Raw genomic sequence first — 19,273 nt, 5'->3', positions numbered from 1 at the left:
CCGTGGAGCCGTCTGCCTGCCGGCTCCCGACGCGCCGCGGTCCGCGGACACCGCCCCGGCGGTGGACACGGTCGCTGGTGTGACGCTGCTGGAGGCCGACCTCCTCGAGCGCGGCTACCTGGTGTCGGCCCCCCTTCGTCAGGCCCTGACCGCGCTGACCCCCTCGGCCCTCGCCGAGGCCGGCAGGGACCTGCTGGCCGACATCGACCGCGTGCTGGGCGCCGACCGTGACCACGTCCCACTGATCCGCGGATTCCCTGACAGCACCGTGACGGACACGGTCGCCTTCTACGCCGACCGTGTCGCGGCGCTGCTGTCGCAGTCCCCACGTCAGCCGTGCGCGCTGTGCGGTACCGAAGGGACCGTCCACCCGGTCTCCCCGTGCGCGCACCCGGTGTGCCGCGCCTGCTTCGACGGCGCGGACTTCTCCGCCTGCCCGATATGCCACCGCCGCATCGACGCGGGTGACCCGTTCCTGCGGCAGCCACGGCACCGGCGTCCCGCCGGTCCGGCACGGCGGGCCCTGCCGGACCGGCCGCGGGTGCTCGCCCACGGCGGTCACCTCGCGGACCGCGCCGCGGACGCCGGCAACGAACTGGACGCCCTGCTCGCCCGGGGCGCCGCACTGGGCCCCGAGGACTCCGAACACCTCCGGGTGCTGCTCGCCACCCGGGACCCCACCGACGTGTCCTGGCTGCCAGCGGCGGTCCCGGGCCGGGAGACCAAGGCCCTGCTCCTGGCCTGGCTGCTCCGGGAGCCGGCCGCCCACCCGGTGACGCTGCCGGGGGCCAAGGCCCTGGTCAACACCGCGACCGACGTGCTGCGCCTGCTTGCGGCGCACCGCGGCGGCGACGCGGGCCTGGTGACCGTCCCGCGCGTCACCGGCGTGTCCCGGCCGCAGCGCCGTGCGCTGCTGGGCATCCTCGACGGCCTGGACCCGACCCTGTGGCCGAGGACCTGCGTCGCCACTCCGCCGCCTGGAAGCGCGCCGCGGAGTGCCTGCACCCGTTCGAGTACGCCGACCGCTACCCGCGGGTGGCGCTCGCCTTCGCGGCAATGCGGGAGTTCCGCCTCACCGACGACGCCCTGTCCCGACGGCTACGCGTGGTCGCGCGGCCGTTGACGTCCGCCACCGCCGCCGGCTCGAGGGTCCGCCTCCTGAGCTGCGCTGGCTCGACGTCGTCAAGGGCGTCACCGGTACCCACCACGCGGTGCACCGCCACGTGGACGCCTGGCCGCACTGGGACGGGCGATGGTGGGCCCGTTCACCTCCGCCGCCCGGGTCAGCATCGGTGAGCTGACCACGTGGCAGGCGGCCGCGCCGGCACACACCGTTCTCGTGCGGTACCCCGACGGCTCCCACGGCGCCTACCGGCGCCGCGACGGAGAGGACACCGCGGCGTTCGCCTCCCGCATCGGCACCCCGACCACGGACGACCTGCCCGGGGTGGCACCCGAGCAGGCGCGGCTGGCGTGGCTGCTGCGCGGTGATCTCCCCTGCCCGGACGGCAGCGAGGTGTTCGCCGTGTACCCGGCCGGTGTGGACGCCACCGGGTCCGTCTGCTGTCCGCGTCCGACCTGGTTTCCGCGCTCGCACCGGCATGAGCGGCCGGCCCCGTGAGCCGAGGAGGCGACCGGGGCCGAGCGCTCCTCCGGAGCGGCCAGTTCGCCCGTTCGCGGTGGTGCGGGCGCCGCACTGCGTGTTCCGGCCAACTCCCGGGTACCCCTCTTGCGCCCGGGAACATCCAGCGCCACCCGACGGGAACGACGATCCAACGGGTCCCCCGCCCGGCGCCGACCCGCGTCGCCGGCGACCCTCCGGAACCGGGCACCGCCACCGCACACACGGTCAGGACAGGAGTTCTCGCCGATGCCGTTGAAACACCCGGACTACGGTGCGCCGAGCGACCTCGACGACCATCCGGACCTGCTGGTGAACCCGGTGTTCAGCCGCGAGCCGCTGCGGGTTCCGCGGCATGCCCTGCCCCGCGACCAGATGGATCCGGACACCGCCTACCAGATCGTCCACGACGAGCTGATGCTGGACGGCAACGCCCGGCTGAACCTCGCGACGTTCGTGTCGACGTGGGCGGAGCCGCAGGCGCTCCGGCTGATGGGCGAGTGCGCCGAGAAGAACATGATCGACAAGGACGAGTACCCACAGACCGCGGAACTGGAGACGCGGTGCGTGCACATGCTGGCCCGGCTGTGGCACGCCCCCGACCCGCGGCAGGTCGTCGGCTGCTCGACGACGGGCTCCAGTGAGGCGGCGATGCTCGCCGGTCTCGCCCTCAAACGCCGCTGGCGCAACCGCCGCCGCGCGGAGGGCCGCCCCGCGGACAGGCCCAACCTGGTGATGGGCATCAATGTGCAGATCTGCTGGGAGAAGTTCGCGAACTACTTCGACGTCGAACCCCGTTACGTGCCGATGGAGGGCGACCGCTACCACCTGTCACCGCGGGCCGCGGTGGAGCTGTGCGACGAGAACACCGTCGGCGTCGTCGCGGTCCTGGGTTCCACCTTCGACGGCAGCTACGAACCCGTCGCGGAGCTCGCCACCGCCCTGGACCACCTGCACCGACGCACCGGCTGGGACATCCCGATCCATGTTGACGGCGCTTCGGGGGGGATGGTCGCACCGTTCCTCGACCCGGACGTCACCTGGGACTTCCGGCTGCCGCGGGTCGCCTCCATCAACACCTCTGGCCACAAGTTCGGTCTGGTGATGCCGGGCGTGGGCTGGGCTCTGTGGCGCGACACGCAGGCACTCCCGGACGACCTCGTCTTCCATGTGAACTACCTCGGCGGCGACATGCCCACGTTCGCGCTGAACTTCTCCAGACCAGGGGCACAGGTGGTCGCCCAGTACTACACCTTCCTGCGTCTCGGCCTCGACGGCTACCGGCGGGTCCAGCAGACCTGCCGGGACGTCGCCACCCGTCTGGCCTTGCGCATCGCTGAGCTCGGACCCTTCCGGCTGATCACCGACGGCACCGAGCTCCCGGTGTTCGCCTTCACCCTCCGCGAAGGACAGGAGGGGACCACCGTCTACGACGTCTCCTGCGCGCTCCGCGAGCGTGGCTGGTTGGTGCCCGCCTACTCCTTTCCCGCCAACCGCACCGATCTGCACGTGCTGCGCATCGTGGTGCGCAACGGCTTCAGCCATGACCTGGCTGACCTGCTGGTCGCCGACCTGCGCCGGGCCCTGCCCCGCCTGGAGCGCCAGGGCCGGCCTCACCGCGGTGAGGACGCCGGCGGGTTCGCCCACGGCGCCGAGACGAAGAACCCTCGTTCTCCGGGCCACCACTGACCGCCGTGCGCCCCGACCCCCGACGGGCCCACCGCCCCGACGTTCGCGGCCGGTGGTGCAGCGGGTGCGCGCCGCACTACTGACGGAGGAGTCCAGGATGTGTCGTCTGTTCGGTCTCACCAGTGCGCCGTGGCGCACCCACGCCACCTTCTGGCTCATGGACGCTCCGGACAGCCTGCGCGACCAGAGCCACCGCGAGCCGGACGGGACCGGCATCGGGTTCTTCGACGTCGACGGCACTCCGCGGGTCGACAAGGCACCCATGGCCGCGTACCGGGATTCGGCGTTCGCCACGGACGCCAAGCAGGTGCAGTCCGCGACGTTCGTCGCCCACATCCGCTACGCGTCCACCGGCGGTCTCGTGCCCCGCAACACCCACCCGTTCGCGCAGGACGGGCGGTTGTTCGCCCACAATGGCGTGATCGAGGGCCTGGACGCGTTGGAGGCCCACCTCGGTCCTGACCGGGAGCTGGTGGCGGGGGACACCGATTCCGAACGGTTCTTCGCCCTGATCACCCGGGAGATCCGCGCCCACGGCGGCGACGTCACCGCGGGCATCACCCGTGCCGCGGGATGGATCGCCCGCAACCTGCCCGTCTACGCGCTGAACCTGGTGATGGTCAACCCCGAGCACCTCTGGGCGCTGCGGTACCCCGAGACCCACAAGCTCTACGTCCTGCACCGCCCCGCGGGTGGTCAGCACGGGGCGCGCCACCTGGACCACAGCGGCACCGCGGGCCGCATGCGCGTCCACTCCCGTGACCTGGCCGCCACCGCCGCAGTGGTGATCGCCAGCGAACGGATGGACGACAACCCCCACTGGCGCCTGCTGTCACCCGGGGAACTGCTCCACATCGGCCCGGACCACCACGTGGACAGTCGCGTCGTGGTGCCCGGGGCCCCCACCCACCGGCTCACCCTGGGAGACCTCCACCCCGACGTCGCCGCCTCCCAACAGGCCGTGTAGCCCGCCGAACAGCCCCTGTCCCCGGTGACCGTGCCCCGGGGCACCGGGACCCGCCGGCGCGGCGGAGGTCCCCGTGACCGCCGGGTCGGGGCCGCTACTCCGTGACGACGTCCTCTGGCGAGGTCCTGGCGAGGGCGGCCAGGGTGCCCAGGGCCTCGGCGAGGACGTCGTGGCCGGGACTGCCCAGAGCGAGCCGGACGGCCCCGGGGGCGTGACCGGGGTCGACGGTGAACGCGGCGGCGGGGGTGACCGCGACGCCGTGACGGGCGGCGGCGGCCACGAAGGTGTCGGCGCGCCAGGGCGGGGGCAGCTCCCACCAGCAGTGGTATCCGTGCGGGTCGGCGCGCACGGTGAACCCGGCCAGTTGCGCGGCGGCGATCCGCTGGCGCTCGGTGGCGTCGAGGAACTTGGCCCGGCTCAGCGAGGTGACCGTGCCCTCGGTCATCCATCCGGTCGCCACCTCGAGCGGGAACCGGGTGGCGGCCCAGCCCCCCGAGCGCAGGGCCGAGGCCACGGACGGCACCATCGCCGGCGGAGCCACCAGGAACCCGAGGGTCAGGCCGGGGGCGACCCGCTTGGAGAGGCTGTCCACCAGGATGGTGCGCTCGGGCGCGCGGGCCGCGAGCGGCGGCAGGTCCGTGCTTAGGAACCCGTAGACGGAGTCCTCGATGGCGCACAGATCAGCCTCGCGCAGCACCCGGGCAAGGACGGCACGGCGGTGCTCGGGCAGGGTCGTGCCCAACGGGTTGTGCACGGCGGGCTGCAGGTAGACGGCGCGCAGCGGCGACGCCTCGGTCACCGCCTGCGGCAACACCCCGTGCTCGTCCATGTCCAGGGGGACCAGCCTGATGCCCAGGCGGGCAGCGATGCTCCTGACCACCGGATAGGTGAAGCGCTCCACACCCAGGCGCTCACCGGCGGGAACGACCGCTGCCAGGGCCGCGGCGATGGCCTGCCGTCCGTTGCCGGCGAACAGGACATGCCGCGGGTCCGGGGCCCAGCCGGCGCGGGCCAGCAGTGCGGCGGTGGCCCGCCGTGCCGCCTCCGTCCCGGCGGCGCCGATCGGGCGCAGGCCGTTGGCCAACACGTCGGGGCGGGTCATCCGGGCCAGCCCCGCGGCGAGCACGGCGCCCTGGTCCGCGAGCACCGGGACGTTGAGCTCCAGGTCGACCCTGGCCGTTGCCGGCTCGGCCAGCGCCGGTTCGGGAGCCGCGGTTCCGGCCCGTACGAAGGTGCCCCGCCCGACCTCGCCGGTGACGAGTCCGCGCCTGACCAGTTCGGCGTACACCCGGGACGCCGTGGAGCTGGCGATCCCGTGCTGTCGGGCGAACCTGCGCTGAGGGGGCAGCCGCTGCCCCGGGCGCAGACGCCCGGCGTTGATCTCGGCGGCCAGCTCGTCGGCGATCACCTGGTAGTTGCCCATCAGCACCTCCGGACTGCGTTCCTCCAAGCATGCAATCGCTCATGGTTCCTCAATATTGCACTGAGAGCAATTCTTCTATTGCACCGAGTAGGGGGAGGTGCCTAACATCGGGAACGCCCCGAGACGGCTGATGCCGGGACAACTCGGCGGAAACGGGCGTTGTTGCGAGAGGCGGATCACCCACGATGAGCACAGCCACACTCGGCGGCGGCGTCACCGTCGCCTATGACGACCAGGGTGCGGGGCAGCCGCTGGTCCTGGTGCACGGCCACCCGTTCAACCGGAGCATGTGGCGCCCGCAACTCGACACGTTCAGCCGGGCCGGATGGCGGGTGATCGTCCCGGACCTGCGCGGCTACGGAGAGAGCACCGTCGTTCCCGGCAGGACCACGCTCACCACCTTCGCCCGGGACATCGCGGCCCTGCTGGACCACCTGGGCGTGGCGGAGGTGGTGCTCGGCGGCCTGTCCATGGGCGGGCAGATAGTGATGGAGTTCCACCGGCTGTTCCCCGAACGGATTCGAGCCCTGGTCCTGGCCGACACCTCCGCCCCCGCGGAGACCGAGGAGGGCAGGGCGCGGCGCAACGCCATGGCGGACCGGTTGCTCGGTGAGGGCATGGCGCCGTACGCGCAGGAGGTGCTGTCCTCGATGGTGGCCCCCCACGTCGTCGAAACCCACCCACACGTCGCGTCAGCGGTGTTGACGATGATGCGCGCCACCTCCCCCGAGGGTGCCGCCGCGGCGCTGCGCGGGCGGGCCGAACGACCGGACTACGTCGGGATGCTGCCGAACGTCACCGTGCCGACGCTGGTGGTCGTGGGCGAGCAGGACGTGTTCACGCCGATCCCCGACGCACGCCTGCTCGCGGAGCGGATTCCCCACGCCGAGCTCGCGGTGATACCGCGCGCGGGTCATCTGCCGAACCTCGAGTGCCCGGAGCGGTTCGACGCCGCCCTGGCCTCCTTCCTGGGGAGCCTTGCCCGAGGCGGGGACCCCGCGCCGCCGGTGGTGCGCACGTCACCCGGGTCGGCGGGGCTCCAGACGTAGCCCCGCCGGTCGGTTCGCGCTGGCGCTGTGCGTCGACGCGACCGACGCCGCGGCCCCGCACGCCGCGGCCGAACGGGTGGCCACGGGGCTCTCCCCGAGCCGGTCCTGGCCGACGCGCTCACTGATCCGCGACCGGAGTATTTAGCCGAACATCGAGGGATATCGTCGATGTCGAAACGAGTGGTTCAACAGAACTCGGGGCATAACCGAATTATTGGAGTGAAGCCTCTGGCCGGTTGATGGCCCATTGATTCGTGAAGATCCTGCTGCTATTTTCTGCCGGCGTGGTGCAGCCAGCCCGCGCACCCCCGGTCGAGAATTTCGGAGGATGTTCCTTGAAAAATCTCGTTCAGCGGTTGGTCGGCGTATTCGTGGTCCTTTTCATGTGTCTCACGTTGGCGCCGCAGGCTGCCGCACATTCCAGTTCCACCCCGTCGCCGAACGGGTCGACCTCGGCGTCTCCGTGGCACTATTCGGAGTCGTGGACCATCACCGGTTCCTGGTACGGCGAGGGCCTGCACGTCGACTACTACAACGGTTCGCACTACAGCGACTACTACGCACTGGACTTCGCCCTCAAGGGTTCGCCCTGCTACAAGCGGCTCTACCCGATCTGGGACGGCATGACGGTCGCCACGGTGGACCACACGATCGGCCGCCTCACCATGACGAAATACATCAACGGGGTGCAGTGGCGGCTCAAGTACATGCACATGGACTCGATCAATGTGAGTGTCGGCCAGACCGTCGGCACGACGACCATCGTCGGGTACACCGGCAACAAGGGCCAGTCATCGGGGTGCCACCTGCACATCTCCACCCAGCACTGGTCGGGCAGCAACTGGGTTTCCCATCCGCCGGCCTTCTGCGGCCGCACGTACCCGCACGACCACACGACGGCGTGGAAGGGATGCTGACGGCCCGATGAACGCCGGGCCGGGAGAACGCCCGCCGGGGACCGGCTCCCGGCGGCTGCCCGGCTGCGCACCACCGCCGGGCCACTCGGGGTTCGACCCCGTTCCACGGCCGGCCCCCCACCACCGCGGTCCTCCACCGCGGTGGTGTGTCAGCGTCGTGACGGGCGACGAAGAACGGTAAGGCCCGGTGCGGATCGTCGCCGGCCCGAACGCGCAGGAACCCGCGCCGCCCCCCGGCGGTTGCGGCGGTCGGTGTCAGGTGCGGCGAGCCAGCAGGTACGCCCGGCGGGTCTCGACCTCGTGGGCGTAGTGGGAGCGTTCCAGGCGCATCTCCACGACGAACCCGGCCGCTTCCAGGAGTCCGGCGACGTGCGCGGGCTCGAGGAAACGGAAGTCGACGTCCACGTCATGCCCCCACCACTCGTCCAGGTGTAGGACCTCGTCACCGATGTGGAAGGAGAGCAGGAGGAGTCCGGAGGGACGCAGCACCCGCGCCGCTTCCCCGAAGGCGTGCAGCAGGTCACCGGGGCGGAGGTGGATGATCGTGTACAGGGCGACCGCTGACCCGAACTCGCCGTCCGAGGCGGGAAGGTCCAGCAGGTCACCCTCCCGGAACTCCACCCGGGGGAACCGGCGGCTGCCGGCTTCGACCATGCCCGCGGACAGGTCGATCCCGACCGCACGCGCGCCGTTCGCGGCGAGCCAGGCCGCCACGTGTCCGGGGCCACAGCCCAGGTCAGCGATGGCGGTGCCGGGTTCCGTCTGCTCCATCAGGCAGGTGAGGAGTGCCCGGTCGAGCGGCTTCCCGGCGAGCTCGTCGTGCAACCGGGCCGCGTACTCCTCGGCAACAGTGTCGTAGCTGTGGCGTACGGAGTCGTGCTGTGCGTGATCACTCATGCGGACCAGCATGCTCCGCGGAAGCGGCTGACGGCCGTCCGGGGCGTTCCTGGGGACCGTCCCGGGGCGGCCGCCCCTCGGAGGTCGCACCGGCCCCGTCACCCTCGTCAGGCCGAGCAACCCACGGTGAAGTGTCTGTCCGCGCGGGGGTCCTCCAGTTCGTCGAGGACGGCCACGGCGAGGTCTTCGGCTGAGATGCGCGAGGTGCCGTCGGCGCCGGTGAGGAGGGTGGTGGTGCCGCGTCGATACGCGCCGGTGCGACGTCCGGGTTCGAGGACGGCGGGTGGACTGAGATAGACCCAGTCGGCCGGGTGTGCTCGGCAGGCGTCCAGTTGTGCGGCGCTGGCCGCGGCGATGGAGCGCCACTGGTGGGGAACGTACTCCGGACTGTCGATGACGAGCCGGCCGGGGCGTCCCGGGACCAGGAGGGGGGCGGCGCCGCCAACGACGAGGATGCGCGCCCCGGCTGTCGCCGCCGCGTCGAGCAGCGCCGTGGTGGTCGTGACCACGGTGTGTTCGTTCCCGGGGGCGGGGCGGGTCGCTGCCACGACCGCGTCGGCGCCGTCGAACAGCCCGCTCATGAGGTCGCGGTCGTTGGCGTCGCCCACAGCGGCGGTCACCCCGGGCGGCAGGACGGCTGACGGGTCTCTCCGGAACACCGCGACGAGGGCATGGCCCCGGTCCGCGGCTTCCCTGACGACGCGTGAGCCGACCATGCCCGCGGCTCCGACGACGGCGATCTTCATCGAGGTGTCCCTCTCGGTGTGGGTGGGGAAACGGAGTCGGGTGAGCGGCCGGGCGGGGGAAGCTGTCCGGCGCCGATCGCGGCGAGGGAGAGCCCGAACCCCACGAGCTGGACCGGGCCGAGCGTCTGGCCGAGCACGACGGCTCCCAGGGCGGCGGCGACCAGCGGCGAGAGCAGGACGAGAACCGCGACGGAGTTGACGGGCAGAGTGGTGATGCCGCGGAACCACAGGACGTAGGCGAGCAGACCGCCCACCAGACCCAGCCAGAGGTAGCCCACGGCGGCGGTCGGATCGATCGCCGGAGGGGACCCTTCGACGAGGAACGTGACGGGTACCAGGAACAGCCCTCCCGCGGTGAGTTGCCAACCGGCGAAGGCGGTGGGACCGACCCCGGCGGGGCGCCCCCAGCGTTTGGTGAGGGTCACCCCGAGCGCCATCGAGACGGCGCCCCCAAGACCCGCCACGACCCCGACGACGTCCAGTGCCGCGTGTGGTCCGAGCACCACCAGGCCGACGCCCACCACCCCCGTCACGCCCCACAGGAGGTGCCACGCGGAAGGACTCTGGTGCAGGACGGTCGCGGCCAGGACGGCGACGACCAGCGGTTGGACGGCGGCCAACGTCGCGGCAACGCCTCCCGGCAGCCGTTCGGCCGCGGTGAACAGCAGCGGGAAGAACAGTCCTATGTTCAGCACGCCGAGCATGGTGGCCTTGCCCCACCAGGCCCCGCGCGGCAGCGTCCGGGTGATGGCCAGTGCGACCAGGCCGGCGGGCAGCGCGCGCAGGAGTCCGGCGAACAGGGGGTGTCCGCCTGGGAGGAGCTCGGTGGTGACGACGTAGGTCGTGCCCCACACCAGGGGGGCGAACGCCGTCAGGGCGGTACGGGGCAGATCTCCGAGGGGAGCACCGCTGGTTCCTCCGGAACCCCTCGGTTCTGCTGGATTTGTCATACCCGCAGTCTCATACCAAGCGATCAATGAATCCAATGCATGTTTGTCAAGACATCGATCTCAATCCAAGATGGACTCATGGAGCTCCAGCAGATGCGGTACGTCGTCGCCGTCGCCGAGACGAACAGCTTCACCCGGGCCGCCGAACGGTGCCTGGTCGTCCAGTCCGCCCTCAGTCACCAAATCGCGCGCCTGGAACGGGAACTGGGCGCGAGGCTCTTCGAGCGCACCAGCCGCCGAGTGCGGCTGACGCCGGCCGGTGAAGCGTTCCTCCCGGCCGCCCGCCAGTGTCTGGACGCCGCCGAGCGCGCGGCCGCCGAGGTCGCCGCGGCCGTCGGAGAGGTGCGCGGACGGCTCGCCGTGGGCCTGATCCCCACCGTCGCCGCGGTGGACATCCCGGCTGCGCTGCACGATTTCCGCGAGCAGTACCCCCACGTGCGCGTCAGCCTGCGTGTGGGCGCGAGCGAGGACCTCGTCGAGCAGGTCAGGCAGGGAGCCATCGACGTGGCGTTCCTCGGGCTGCCGACCACGCAGCGGCCCCAGGGCGTCGCCGCCCGGGAGCTCGCCCGTGGACGACTCGTCGCCGTCGTCGCACCAGACCATCCACTCGCCGAAGAGCCAGCGGTCAACCTCCGCAGGCTCTCCGCCGAGGTCTTCGTGGACCTACCGGCCGGGACAGCCGGACGTGCCCAGTCCGACCAGGCGTTCTGGGCCGCCGGTCTCAGCCGTGACGTCGCCTTCGAAGTGACCAGCGCGGACTTCATCGCTCGACTCGTCGGGCAGGGACTCGGCGTGGCCATGCTCCCCTCCGCCTACGCGCCCCAGCTCGCTGGCGTGGTCACCATCGAGGTGACTGACGCGCCGACCCGTGTGGAGTACGTCGTCTGGAGCCGGTTCAGCCGCACGCCAGCGGCGTCGGCGTTCCTCGCCGTCCTCCACATCACGCCGCGGGACCGGCACGACCCGTGAAACGCGGCTGCGGCCCCGACCGACCGCCCGGCCGACCGGAAACACCAAAAAAAGGTGACGGAAACTGTCACCTTTGGCGTGCACCGTAGAAACATGCACAAGAACACCGACACCCAGCACCCTGGCCAGGAAGGCCCGCTCACCGCCCGGATCGCGCTCGTCGCCGGCGCCACCCGAGGGGCCGGACGCGCCCTCGCCGTCGAACTCGGCCGCGCCGGCGCCACCGTCTACGTCACCGGCCGCACCACCCGCAAGCACGTCAGCGAGGTCGGCCGGACGACGGAGACCATCGAGGAGACCGCGGAGTTGGTCACAGCGGCGGGCGGCACCGGCATCGCCGTCCCCACCGACCACCTCGACGAGGAGCGGGTGCGTGCCCTCGTCGAGCGGATCGACCACGAGCAGGGGCGGCTCGACATCCTCGTCAACGACCTGTGGGGCGGCGAGCACCTGCTCGTCGGCTCCGTCTTCGGCAAGAAGAGCTGGGAGACGCCGCTCGCCGACGGCCTGCGCATCCTGGAACTCGGGGTGCGCTCACACGTGATCACCGCGGCACTCGCCCTCCCGCTCCTGGTCCGCTCCGACGCACCCCTGCACGTGGAGGTCACCGACGGCACGGCGGCGTTCAACCGCCGTTACCGCGAGAACCTCTACTACGACCTCGCCAAGAACGCCCCGATCCGGATCGCCTTCGGGCTGGGTGAGGAACTCGCGGAGTACGGGGGCACGGCGGTCGCCGTCACGCCGGGCTTCCTGCGCTCCGAGCAGATGCTCACCCACTTCGGCGTCACCGAGGCGAACTGGCGCGACGCCGTCGCCCAGGAACCGGACTTCGGCATCGCCGAGTCGCCGTCCTACCTCGGCCGCGCGGTCGCCGCCCTCGCCGCCGATCCGGACCGGGCCGCCCGCTGGAACGGGAAGTCAACCTCCAGCGGAGAACTCGCCCGCGCATACGGCGTACGCGACGTGGACGGCAGCCAGCCCGACGCCTGGGGGTACTTCCAGGACGTCAAGTACGGCGGCAAGGAGGGCACGCCGGACGACTACCGCTGACCCTCCGGCTCGGCACCGTACAGGGCGGCGAGGCGCCGGGCGTGTTCGCGGAAGCGGGAGCGCAGACCCGCCGGGGCGAGCACCTCGGCGTCCGCGCCCAGCTCGGTGAGCTGGCCGAAGGCGACGTCCTCCGACTCCACCGGAAGGTCGAGCGTGACGCGCCCGGCGGCGTCCGGCGCGGTCGCCGAGGCCAGCGCCTCGCCGACGCCGGCCGGGTCCACCACGGCGGGCAGGCGGCGAAGGCCCCGCTCGGACAGACGCACGGTGACGGTCGTGCGCAGCAGCGCCCGGGCGAATCCCGCAGCGCACGCCTGCCAGTGCGTGGCGAGGTCGAAGGACGGGTCGCGGACGAAGGGTTGGTCGACCCCGGCAGCGGGCGAGAGCGCCGTGACGCGGTCGACGCGGTACGTACGCCAGGCGCCCCCGTGACCCGCCCGCCCACCGGGCACTCGGCCCACGACGTACCAGACCCCCGCTTTCAGGACGAGCCCGTACGGCTCCAGCAGGCGGGTCACCACACGGGGCGGCGCGCCGTCCCGGCCCGGCCGCGCGTACGCCAGCTCCACGGTGCGGTCCGACCACACGGCGCGGGCCAGCTCCGGCAGCAGCTCCGGTGCCGACGGTTCGCGGAACCAGGCCGGGGCGTCGAGGTGGAAGCGGCGCGTGGACGACTCGGCCGCCGCGCGCAGCGACGGGAGCAGGGTGGCCGACAGCTTCAGCCGGGCCGTGTCCGCCGCGTCCGACAGCCCGAGGTCGCGCAGGGCCGTCGGCAGACCCGAGAGGTAGAGCGTCTCCGCCTCGGTGGGGTGGAGGGTGGTGAGCCGGGTCCGGTGACCGGGCGCCAGGTGGTAGCCGCCGGCCCGACCGCGTTCGGACCGGATGGGAACGCCCGCCTCCTGCAGCGCCTGGGCGTCGCGGATCACGGTGCGCTCGGAGACCTCCAGCTCACGGGCGAGTGCCGCGGCGGTCACACCGGGGCTCGACTGCACGAGGAGGGCCATGCGGATCAGGCGGGCGGCACGCATGACTCAAGGATGGCCGACCCGGCGCCCAGCGCCGACCCCGGCAGCCCTCCGGGACGGGGCCCGGAACCACCCCCTTCCCCGCGCCGGAACACGCGCGTTCCGGCGCGGCGGACCGCCGGGCTCAGGTGCGGCCGGAGGCGTCGGAGCCGGTGTGGGCGGCGAGCCCGGCGCCCTGACCCAGGGCACCGAGGACGCCGCGGACCTCGTCGACCGCGTCGGTCAGGACACCCAGGGGCGTCCGGTACGCCAGGGCGCTGACGCTCACCGCCCCGCAGGGTGCGGCCGGTGAGGTGGCGTAGACGGGAAGGGCGACGCAGTTGACACCGGCCTCGTTCTCCTGGTCGTCCACGGCGTATCCCCGTTCCCGGATGGCCCGCAACTCGCGGTCCAGCTCCCCGGCCGTGCACAGGGTCCGCGGCGTCCGCCGCACCAGCGGCACGTCGCCGACCCATGCCTCCACCTGCTCGAGCCCTCGCAACTCGTGCGCGAGCAGCAGCTTCCCCACGCCCGTCGCGTGAGCTGGGTTGCGGCCGCCGACCGTCGAGGTCAACCGGGCGGCGCCGGCGGGTGGATCGACCTTGGCGCGGTAGACGACCTCCCGGCCGTCGAGGACCGCGTAGTGCGCGGTCTCGCCGAACCGGTGGGCCAACGCCTCGAGGACCGGGCGGATGCGCACGTGCTCGGGGCGGGCCTCGTGGTGGGTGAAGGCCATCCTCAGGAACTCGTCGCCGAGCAGGTAGCGACCGCGGACGTCCTGGTCGGCCAGGCCCGCCCGACGCAGCGCGCCGAGCGCCCGGTGCACCGTCGGCTTGGGGCTGCCGATCGCCCGGGTCAGCTCGTCGAGCCCCACCCCGTCGGGATGCCGGGCCAGCTCCTTCAGGACGGCCAGGACCCGGTCGGACCCCACCAGCCGGCCGCTGTCCGCCGGTGCTGCGACGCCTGCACCCCCGGGGTCTGTCGGTCCGTGGGACCTCTGCGTATGCTTCATGACGTTCCAGATGGTAGATCGACGTACCGATTATTGGAAAGATCCGGGATGAAGCTCCGCAGCGCGCAGTGGCACGCGGGTCAGGACCGCGTCGGCTCGAACGGTTCGGAGGACAGCCGTGAAGCACACTGACCGTCGCCCCCCGCGGCGGAGCGACCACCTGCCCACCGTTGACGCGTCGCTGCTGACCCACCTGGAGGAAGCAGCACCGGGCACGGTCGCCGCCCGCGCCTCCGACCGGCTCTCCTTCGCCCACGACGCCTCGCACTACCTGCTGGTGCCGCAGGCCGTGGTCGCCCCCCGGGACGCGACCCAGGTGGCGGCGCTGCTCCGCGCCAGCGCCACCCACGGCCTGCGGCTGACGTTCCGCTCCGGCGGCACCAGCCTCTCGGGCCAGGCAACGAACGACGGCGTGCTGGTCGACACCCGCCGCAACTTCCGCCGCGTCGAGATCCTCGACGAAGGCACCCGCGTACGGGTCCAGCCGGGCGCCACCGTCCGCGCCGTCAACACCAGGCTCGCCCGGTACGGCCGCAAGCTCGGGCCCGACCCGGCCAGCGAGTCCGCCTGCACCATCGGCGGCGTGGTCGCCAACAACTCCAGCGGCATGGCCTGCGGCACCGAGCTCAACACCTACCGCACCCTGGAGTCGGCCGTCCTGGTCCTGCCCAGCGGAACGGTCCTGGACACCGCGGCTCCGGACGCCGACGACCAGTTGCGCACCCTCGAACCCCGGATACACGAGGGCCTCGCGCGGCTCCGCGACCGCGTGCGGGGAAACCCGACGTCACTCGCGACGATCCGCCGCCTGTACTCCATCAAGAACACCATGGGCTACGGGCTGAACTCCTTCGTCGACCACACCCGCCCCGTCGACATCCTCACCCACCTCGTCATCGGCAGCGAGGGCACGCTCGCCTTCGTCGCCGAGGCCACCTTCCGCACCGTGGCCGCCCACCCGCACGCGGCCACGGGACTCCTGCTCTTCCCCGACCTCGCCGCGGCGACCGGCGCCCTGCCGGAGCTCGTCGCCGCGGGCTTCGCCGCCGTCGAACTCCTCGACGCCACCAGCCTGCGGGTCGCCCAGCGCGACCCGCGGGCCACCGAGGACCTGCGGGAACTCACCGTCCGCGACCACGCCGCGCTGCTGGTCGAGCACCAGCAGCCGACCGCCGAGCACCTGCGGGACCGCACCGCGGCATCGGCCGCCCTGCTCCACAGCCTCCCCCTGACGGCTCCCGGAGAACTGAGCGCCGACCCGGGCACCCGTGCCGCGCTCTGGCACATCCGCAAGGGCCTGTACGCCGCCGTCGCCGGAGCCCGCCCCTCGGGAACCACCGCGCTCCTGGAAGACATCGCCGTCCCCGGCGACCGGCTGCTGCCGACCTGCACGGACCTCACCGAGCTGTTCGAGCGTCACGGCTACACCGACAGCGTCATCTTCGGCCACGCCAAGGACGGCAACATCCACTTCCTGCTCAACGAGGACTTCGACCGGGACGAACTGCTCACCCGCTACCTGGCCTTCACCGAAGACCTCGTCGACCTCGTCCTCGGCCAGGGCGGCACGCTCAAGGCGGAACACGGCACGGGCCGCATCATGGCGCCGTACGTACGCCGCCAGTACGGCGACGAACTCCACGAGGTCATGCGCGAGACCAAGCGCCTGATCGACCCAGCAGGGCTCCTCAACCCCGGCGTCCTGCTCAACGACGACCCCAGCGCCCACATCAGCCACCTGAAGTCCGTCCCCACCGTCGAGTCCGAAGTGGACCGCTGCGTGGAGTGCGGCTACTGCGAACCGGTCTGCCCCAGCCAGGACCTCACCACCACCCCGCGCCGGCGGATCGCGCTGCGCCGCGAGATGGCCCGCGCGCAGGCGGCCGGAGACACCGATCTGCTCGCCCGGCTCGAGCGCGAGTACCAGTACGACGCCATCGAGACCTGTGCGGTGGACGGCATGTGCCGGACCGCCTGTCCCGTGCTCATCGACACCGGCGACCTGACCCGGCGGCTGCGCGCCGAACAGCGCGGCCGAACCGAGCGGAGGCTGTGGTCGTTCGCCGCCAGGCACTGGGACGGCGTCACCAGGACAGCGGCCACGGCGCTCACCGCCGCCCGCACCGTGCCGGCGCCCCTGCCCGCCGCCGTCACCTCCGCCGGACGGGCGCTGCTCGGTGCCGACGCCGTGCCCGCCTGGTCCCCGGACCTGCCTCGCGGCGGCAGCCGGCGCCTTCCCGCACGCGCCGGGGGCCCGCGGGCGGTGTACTTCCCGGCCTGCATCTCCACGATGTTCGGGCCCGCCGACCCCGAATCCGGACCCGGCGTCACCGAGGCGTTCCTGGCCCTGTGCGAACGGGCCGGCACCGACGTCCGGGTGCCGGAGGGCATCGCCTCACTGTGCTGCGGCACGCCGTGGAAGTCCAAGGGACTGACCGACGGCTACGCGGCCATGCGCGCGCGGGTCGTGCCGGTGCTGCACCGGGCCACCAACGGCGGTGAGCTGCCCGTGGTGGTCGATGCGGCCTCCTGCACCGAGGGCCTGCTCCACATGCTCGCCGAGGAGCACATCGAGGTCGTGGACGCGGTCGCGTTCGTCGACTCCACCATCCTGCCCCGCCTGCCCGCCGCCCGCCGCCTCCCCTCGGTCGTCGTCCACCCCACCTGCTCCTCCACCCAGCTCGGCCTGAACCCGGCGCTCCTGCGCGTGGCCGCCACGGTCGCCGAGGAGGTGGTCCAGCCGGAGGACTGGGGCTGCTGCGCCTTCGCCGGCGACCGGGGGCTGCTGCACCCGGAGCTGACCGCCTCGGCGACCAGGGCCGAGTCCCTCGCCGTCCGACAGCACCAGGCCGCCGCCCACGCCTCGGTCAACCGCACCTGCGAACTCGGCATGACCAGGGCGACCGGTCACCCGTACCGGCACCTGCTGGAGATCCTCGACGACGTGACCCGGCCGCTCCCCGCCTGACCGGCACCCGCCCCCGCCGTTCGGTGGCGACGCCGTCGCGCCCTACGCGCCGTGTGCGGTTCGCCGCGCGTGGTCCGACTCGCCGGGGGTGATCAGCCCGGACTCGTAGGCGAGTACCACCAGTTGCGCCCGGTCACGCGCTCCCAGCTTGCCCATGATGCGGCTGACGTGGGTCTTCGCGGTGAGCGGGGACAGGACGAGGGCCTCGGCGATCTCCGTGTTGTTCAGGCCGCGGGCGACCAGGGTCAGGACCTCGCGCTCGCGGGGGGACAGCGCGCTCAGAACCTCCGGCCGGTCCTGCACCGGTGCGATGCCCGGGTGGGTCCTGACCACCCGCTCGAGGAGGCGGGCCGTGGGGCCGGGGGAGAGCAGGGCCTCGCCGGCCGCGACGGTGCGAATGGCGTCGAGCAGGTCCCGGGGCTTGGTGTCCTTCACCAGGAAACCGGAGGCCCCCGCGCGCAGGGCGTCGATGATGTGTTCGTCGGTGTCGTACGTGGTGAGGACGAGGACCTTCACGCCGGCGAGGTCCTCGTCGGCAGCGATCTGTCGCGTGGCCTCGATGCCGTCGAGCTCGGGCATGCGGATGTCCATCACGACGAGGTCGGCCCGCGCGGTGCGGGCCAGCTCCACGGCCTCCCTGCCGTTGGCGGCCTCGCCCACGACCTCCATGTGGGGGGTGGCGGCGATGAGTATCGCGAAGGCGGAGCGAACGAGGTGCTGGTCGTCCGCCAGCACGACGCGGATGGCCTCAGTCATGCGCTAGCTCTCCCATGTCGAGTCCGGCTGGTTCCGCGGCCCCTGTGCAGGGCAGCACGGCGCGGACCGCGAAGCCCGGGCCGTCGGCCCTCGGGCCGGCCACCACCGTGCCGCCGACGCTCCGGGCCCGTTCCCGCATGCCGACGAGGCCGAAACCGGGCGGCCGGTCCGTGGCCGTGTCCCCCGCGGGCGAGCCCTCGTCGACGACGTCCACCAGCAGCGCCGAGGACGCCTCGTCCAGGCGGACGGAGACCTGGACGCCCACCGCCGGCCCGGCGTGCTGCACCGCGTTGGTCAGCCCCTGCTGCACGATGCGGTACGCCGCCGCGCCGACCGCCGGGGGCACTTCCCCGTCCGCCGCGACGACCAGGGACGCAGTGGCCCCCGCCGACTCCGCCGCCCTGACGAGGTCGGCCAGCCCGCCGAGGCCCGGCGGCGGCCCGCTGTCCTCCTCGGCCCGGAGCACCTCCAGCGTCCGCTTCAGCTCCCCCCGGGCCTCCCGGCAGGTGTCGGCGATGCCGTCCAGCGCCTGGGCCAGGGTGTCGCGGTCGAGCCGTGCCGGGTCGGCGTTGAGCACGTGCGCGGCCACAGAGGTCTGTATGCCGATGAGGGTGATGCTGTGGGCGAGGAGGTCGTGCAGATCACGGGCGATGCGCAGACGTTCCTCGGCGACCCGGCGGGCGGCCGTCTCCTCGCGCGTCCGCTCGGCACGCTCCGCCCGCTCCACGATGGCGCCCACGTAGTTGCGGTGCACCCGCACCGCCTCGCCGAGCAGGGTGCACGCCAGGATCCAGCCGGAGGTGCGGACCAGCTCCAGCCCCTGGTGCACGTTCACGTTCATCATCATCGTCAGCGTGAGCACCAGCAGAGCCGGGACGACGACGAACGTGCGGCGGCGCGGGCCGGCCACCGCCAGCGAGTAGAGGATGACCACGGAGGCCACCACCGGCGCCGTGGGGGCGTTGTCCAGAAAGTGGTACAGGCCCTGGATGGGCGCCAGCGCCAGGAGCGCGCCCAGCGGATACAGCCGACGCCAGGCCGTGAGCAGCACCATCGCCGCCAGCAGCACCCAGCCCAGGGTGTCGGTCACCTTCCCGTCGTCCCGGGCGACGAAGGCCATCGGCACGGTCAGCGCGCCGATGACGGCGGTGGTCAGCCAGTCCTGCCGCGAGGGCTGCTTGAACCGGCGCCGCGCCCGGCGCACTGTGACAGTCAACACGGCCCCATCCTCCCTGATCGTGGCGGCTGCCGGCCC

The 19,273-nt window shown here is 72.6% G+C and carries 17 protein-coding genes; 9 read left to right on the top strand and 8 right to left on the bottom strand.

All coding sequences use genetic code 11. The annotated features are described in order from the left end of the window. Positions 1 to 79 precede the first annotated feature (79 nt). The 4 genes from A3IG_RS0111745 (at position 80) to A3IG_RS0111730 (ending at position 4,277) form a co-directional block, all read left to right on the top strand. The gene (locus A3IG_RS0111745) at positions 80 to 1,123 is read left to right on the top strand and encodes an RING finger family 4 domain-containing protein (RefSeq protein ID WP_026220169.1); all 1,044 of its coding nucleotides are present in this window, start codon (positions 80 to 82) and stop codon (positions 1,121 to 1,123) included. Between the two features lie 129 nt (positions 1,124 to 1,252). Next, positions 1,253 to 1,621: a hypothetical protein gene (locus A3IG_RS0111740; protein WP_018383763.1), complete on the top strand. Its 369-nt coding sequence runs from the start codon at positions 1,253 to 1,255 to the stop codon at positions 1,619 to 1,621. A 249-nt stretch (positions 1,622 to 1,870) separates the two neighbouring features. Next, positions 1,871 to 3,310 carry a glutamate decarboxylase gene (locus A3IG_RS0111735; protein ID WP_018383762.1) on the top strand — a complete coding sequence of 480 codons (1,440 nt, stop codon included), beginning with the start codon at positions 1,871 to 1,873 and terminating at the stop codon, positions 3,308 to 3,310. 97 nt (positions 3,311 to 3,407) lie between these two features. Then, positions 3,408 to 4,277, top strand: a complete 870-nt coding sequence (locus A3IG_RS0111730; protein WP_018383761.1) for a class II glutamine amidotransferase — start codon at positions 3,408 to 3,410, stop codon at positions 4,275 to 4,277. Between the two features lie 94 nt (positions 4,278 to 4,371). Here A3IG_RS0111730 and A3IG_RS0111725 read toward each other — a convergent pair whose 3' ends face one another. After that, the gene (locus tag A3IG_RS0111725; protein WP_040911287.1) at positions 4,372 to 5,700 is read right to left on the bottom strand and encodes an aminotransferase-like domain-containing protein; all 1,329 of its coding nucleotides are present in this window, start codon (positions 5,698 to 5,700) and stop codon (positions 4,372 to 4,374) included. A 185-nt stretch (positions 5,701 to 5,885) separates the two neighbouring features. On the opposite strand from A3IG_RS0111725, the gene A3IG_RS0111720 reads away from it, so the two are divergent. Together A3IG_RS0111720 and A3IG_RS0111715 are read left to right on the top strand one after the other, a co-directional pair. Then, on the top strand, positions 5,886 to 6,749 hold the full coding sequence (locus tag A3IG_RS0111720) for an alpha/beta fold hydrolase (protein WP_018383759.1): 864 nt from the start codon (positions 5,886 to 5,888) through the stop codon (positions 6,747 to 6,749). A gap of 254 nt (positions 6,750 to 7,003) precedes the next feature. Continuing rightward, the gene (locus A3IG_RS0111715) at positions 7,004 to 7,666 is read left to right on the top strand and encodes a M23 family metallopeptidase (RefSeq protein WP_236719177.1); all 663 of its coding nucleotides are present in this window, start codon (positions 7,004 to 7,006) and stop codon (positions 7,664 to 7,666) included. A 255-nt stretch (positions 7,667 to 7,921) separates the two neighbouring features. On the opposite strand, the gene A3IG_RS0111710 is transcribed toward A3IG_RS0111715, so the two are convergent. The 3 genes from A3IG_RS0111710 to A3IG_RS0111700 form a co-directional block, all read right to left on the bottom strand. Continuing rightward, positions 7,922 to 8,563, bottom strand: coding sequence for a class I SAM-dependent methyltransferase (locus A3IG_RS0111710; protein ID WP_026220168.1), 642 nt, complete (start codon positions 8,561 to 8,563; stop codon positions 7,922 to 7,924). A 107-nt stretch (positions 8,564 to 8,670) separates the two neighbouring features. Then, entirely contained in the window at positions 8,671 to 9,309 is a 639-nt protein-coding gene (locus tag A3IG_RS0111705) for an NAD(P)-dependent oxidoreductase (RefSeq protein ID WP_018383756.1), read from the bottom strand. Continuing rightward, the gene (locus tag A3IG_RS0111700) at positions 9,306 to 10,259 is read right to left on the bottom strand and encodes an EamA family transporter (protein WP_078500327.1); all 954 of its coding nucleotides are present in this window, start codon (positions 10,257 to 10,259) and stop codon (positions 9,306 to 9,308) included. The genes A3IG_RS0111705 and A3IG_RS0111700 overlap by 4 nt, the downstream gene beginning before the upstream one ends. A 78-nt stretch (positions 10,260 to 10,337) precedes the next feature. On the opposite strand from A3IG_RS0111700, the gene A3IG_RS0111695 reads away from it, so the two are divergent. Then, positions 10,338 to 11,228 (top strand): LysR family transcriptional regulator, encoded by an 891-nt coding sequence (locus tag A3IG_RS0111695; RefSeq protein ID WP_018383754.1) that lies wholly within the window; start codon positions 10,338 to 10,340, stop codon positions 11,226 to 11,228. A 93-nt stretch (positions 11,229 to 11,321) separates the two neighbouring features. Next, the gene (locus tag A3IG_RS0111690; protein WP_018383753.1) at positions 11,322 to 12,281 is read left to right on the top strand and encodes an SDR family oxidoreductase; all 960 of its coding nucleotides are present in this window, start codon (positions 11,322 to 11,324) and stop codon (positions 12,279 to 12,281) included. Here A3IG_RS0111690 and A3IG_RS0111685 read toward each other — a convergent pair. Together A3IG_RS0111685 and A3IG_RS29400 are read right to left on the bottom strand one after the other, a co-directional pair. Further along, positions 12,272 to 13,306, bottom strand: a complete 1,035-nt coding sequence (locus tag A3IG_RS0111685) for a helix-turn-helix transcriptional regulator (protein ID WP_018383752.1) — start codon at positions 13,304 to 13,306, stop codon at positions 12,272 to 12,274. The two genes, A3IG_RS0111690 and A3IG_RS0111685, sit on opposite strands and share 10 nt — an antisense overlap. Before the next feature lie 121 nt (positions 13,307 to 13,427). Next, a complete protein-coding gene (locus A3IG_RS29400) occupies positions 13,428 to 14,294 on the bottom strand; it encodes an IclR family transcriptional regulator (RefSeq protein ID WP_051087462.1) in 867 nt (288 codons plus the stop codon). 118 nt (positions 14,295 to 14,412) lie between these two features. Here A3IG_RS29400 and A3IG_RS0111675 point away from each other — a divergent pair, with 118 nt between their 5' ends. Then, positions 14,413 to 17,262: an FAD-binding and (Fe-S)-binding domain-containing protein gene (locus A3IG_RS0111675; RefSeq protein ID WP_018383750.1), complete on the top strand. Its 2,850-nt coding sequence runs from the start codon at positions 14,413 to 14,415 to the stop codon at positions 17,260 to 17,262. A gap of 42 nt (positions 17,263 to 17,304) precedes the next feature. Here the strand turns inward: A3IG_RS0111675 and A3IG_RS0111670 are convergent, their stop codons facing one another. Beyond that, entirely contained in the window at positions 17,305 to 18,018 is a 714-nt protein-coding gene (locus A3IG_RS0111670; RefSeq protein ID WP_018383749.1) for a response regulator, read from the bottom strand. Next, positions 18,011 to 19,237 (bottom strand): sensor histidine kinase, encoded by a 1,227-nt coding sequence (locus A3IG_RS29395; protein WP_236719178.1) that lies wholly within the window; start codon positions 19,235 to 19,237, stop codon positions 18,011 to 18,013. The genes A3IG_RS0111670 and A3IG_RS29395 overlap by 8 nt, the downstream gene beginning before the upstream one ends. Positions 19,238 to 19,273: the final 36 nt, after the last annotated feature.

It is taken from the genome of Wenjunlia vitaminophila DSM 41686, from assembly GCF_000380165.1.
Classification (GTDB): Bacteria; Actinomycetota; Actinomycetes; order Streptomycetales; family Streptomycetaceae; genus Wenjunlia; species Wenjunlia vitaminophila.
The sequence above is the reverse complement of the archived record's forward strand: the minus strand, read 5'-3'. Positions and strand labels throughout refer to the sequence as shown.

Excerpts from the sequence above, each read along its gene's own strand:
- A3IG_RS0111705 (WP_018383756.1), bottom strand. The coding sequence starts at position 9,309 with ATGAAGATCGCCGTCGTCGGAGCCGCGGGCATGGTCGGCTCACGCGTC.
- A3IG_RS0111690 (WP_018383753.1), top strand. The coding sequence starts at position 11,322 with ATGCACAAGAACACCGACACCCAGCACCCTGGCCAGGAAGGCCCGCTC.
- A3IG_RS0111720 (WP_018383759.1), top strand. The coding sequence starts at position 5,886 with ATGAGCACAGCCACACTCGGCGGCGGCGTCACCGTCGCCTATGACGAC.
- A3IG_RS0111700 (WP_078500327.1), bottom strand. The coding sequence starts at position 10,259 with ATGACAAATCCAGCAGAACCGAGGGGTTCCGGAGGAACCAGCGGTGCT.
- A3IG_RS29400 (WP_051087462.1), bottom strand. The coding sequence starts at position 14,294 with ATGAAGCATACGCAGAGGTCCCACGGACCGACAGACCCCGGGGGTGCA.
- A3IG_RS0111710 (WP_026220168.1), bottom strand. The coding sequence starts at position 8,563 with ATGAGTGATCACGCACAGCACGACTCCGTACGCCACAGCTACGACACT.
- A3IG_RS0111735 (WP_018383762.1), top strand. The coding sequence starts at position 1,871 with ATGCCGTTGAAACACCCGGACTACGGTGCGCCGAGCGACCTCGACGAC.
- A3IG_RS0111685 (WP_018383752.1), bottom strand. The coding sequence starts at position 13,306 with ATGCGTGCCGCCCGCCTGATCCGCATGGCCCTCCTCGTGCAGTCGAGC.
- A3IG_RS0111740 (WP_018383763.1), top strand. The coding sequence starts at position 1,253 with ATGGTGGGCCCGTTCACCTCCGCCGCCCGGGTCAGCATCGGTGAGCTG.
- A3IG_RS0111725 (WP_040911287.1), bottom strand. The coding sequence starts at position 5,700 with ATGGGCAACTACCAGGTGATCGCCGACGAGCTGGCCGCCGAGATCAAC.
- A3IG_RS0111730 (WP_018383761.1), top strand. The coding sequence starts at position 3,408 with ATGTGTCGTCTGTTCGGTCTCACCAGTGCGCCGTGGCGCACCCACGCC.
- A3IG_RS0111695 (WP_018383754.1), top strand. The coding sequence starts at position 10,338 with ATGGAGCTCCAGCAGATGCGGTACGTCGTCGCCGTCGCCGAGACGAAC.
- A3IG_RS0111670 (WP_018383749.1), bottom strand. The coding sequence starts at position 18,018 with ATGACTGAGGCCATCCGCGTCGTGCTGGCGGACGACCAGCACCTCGTT.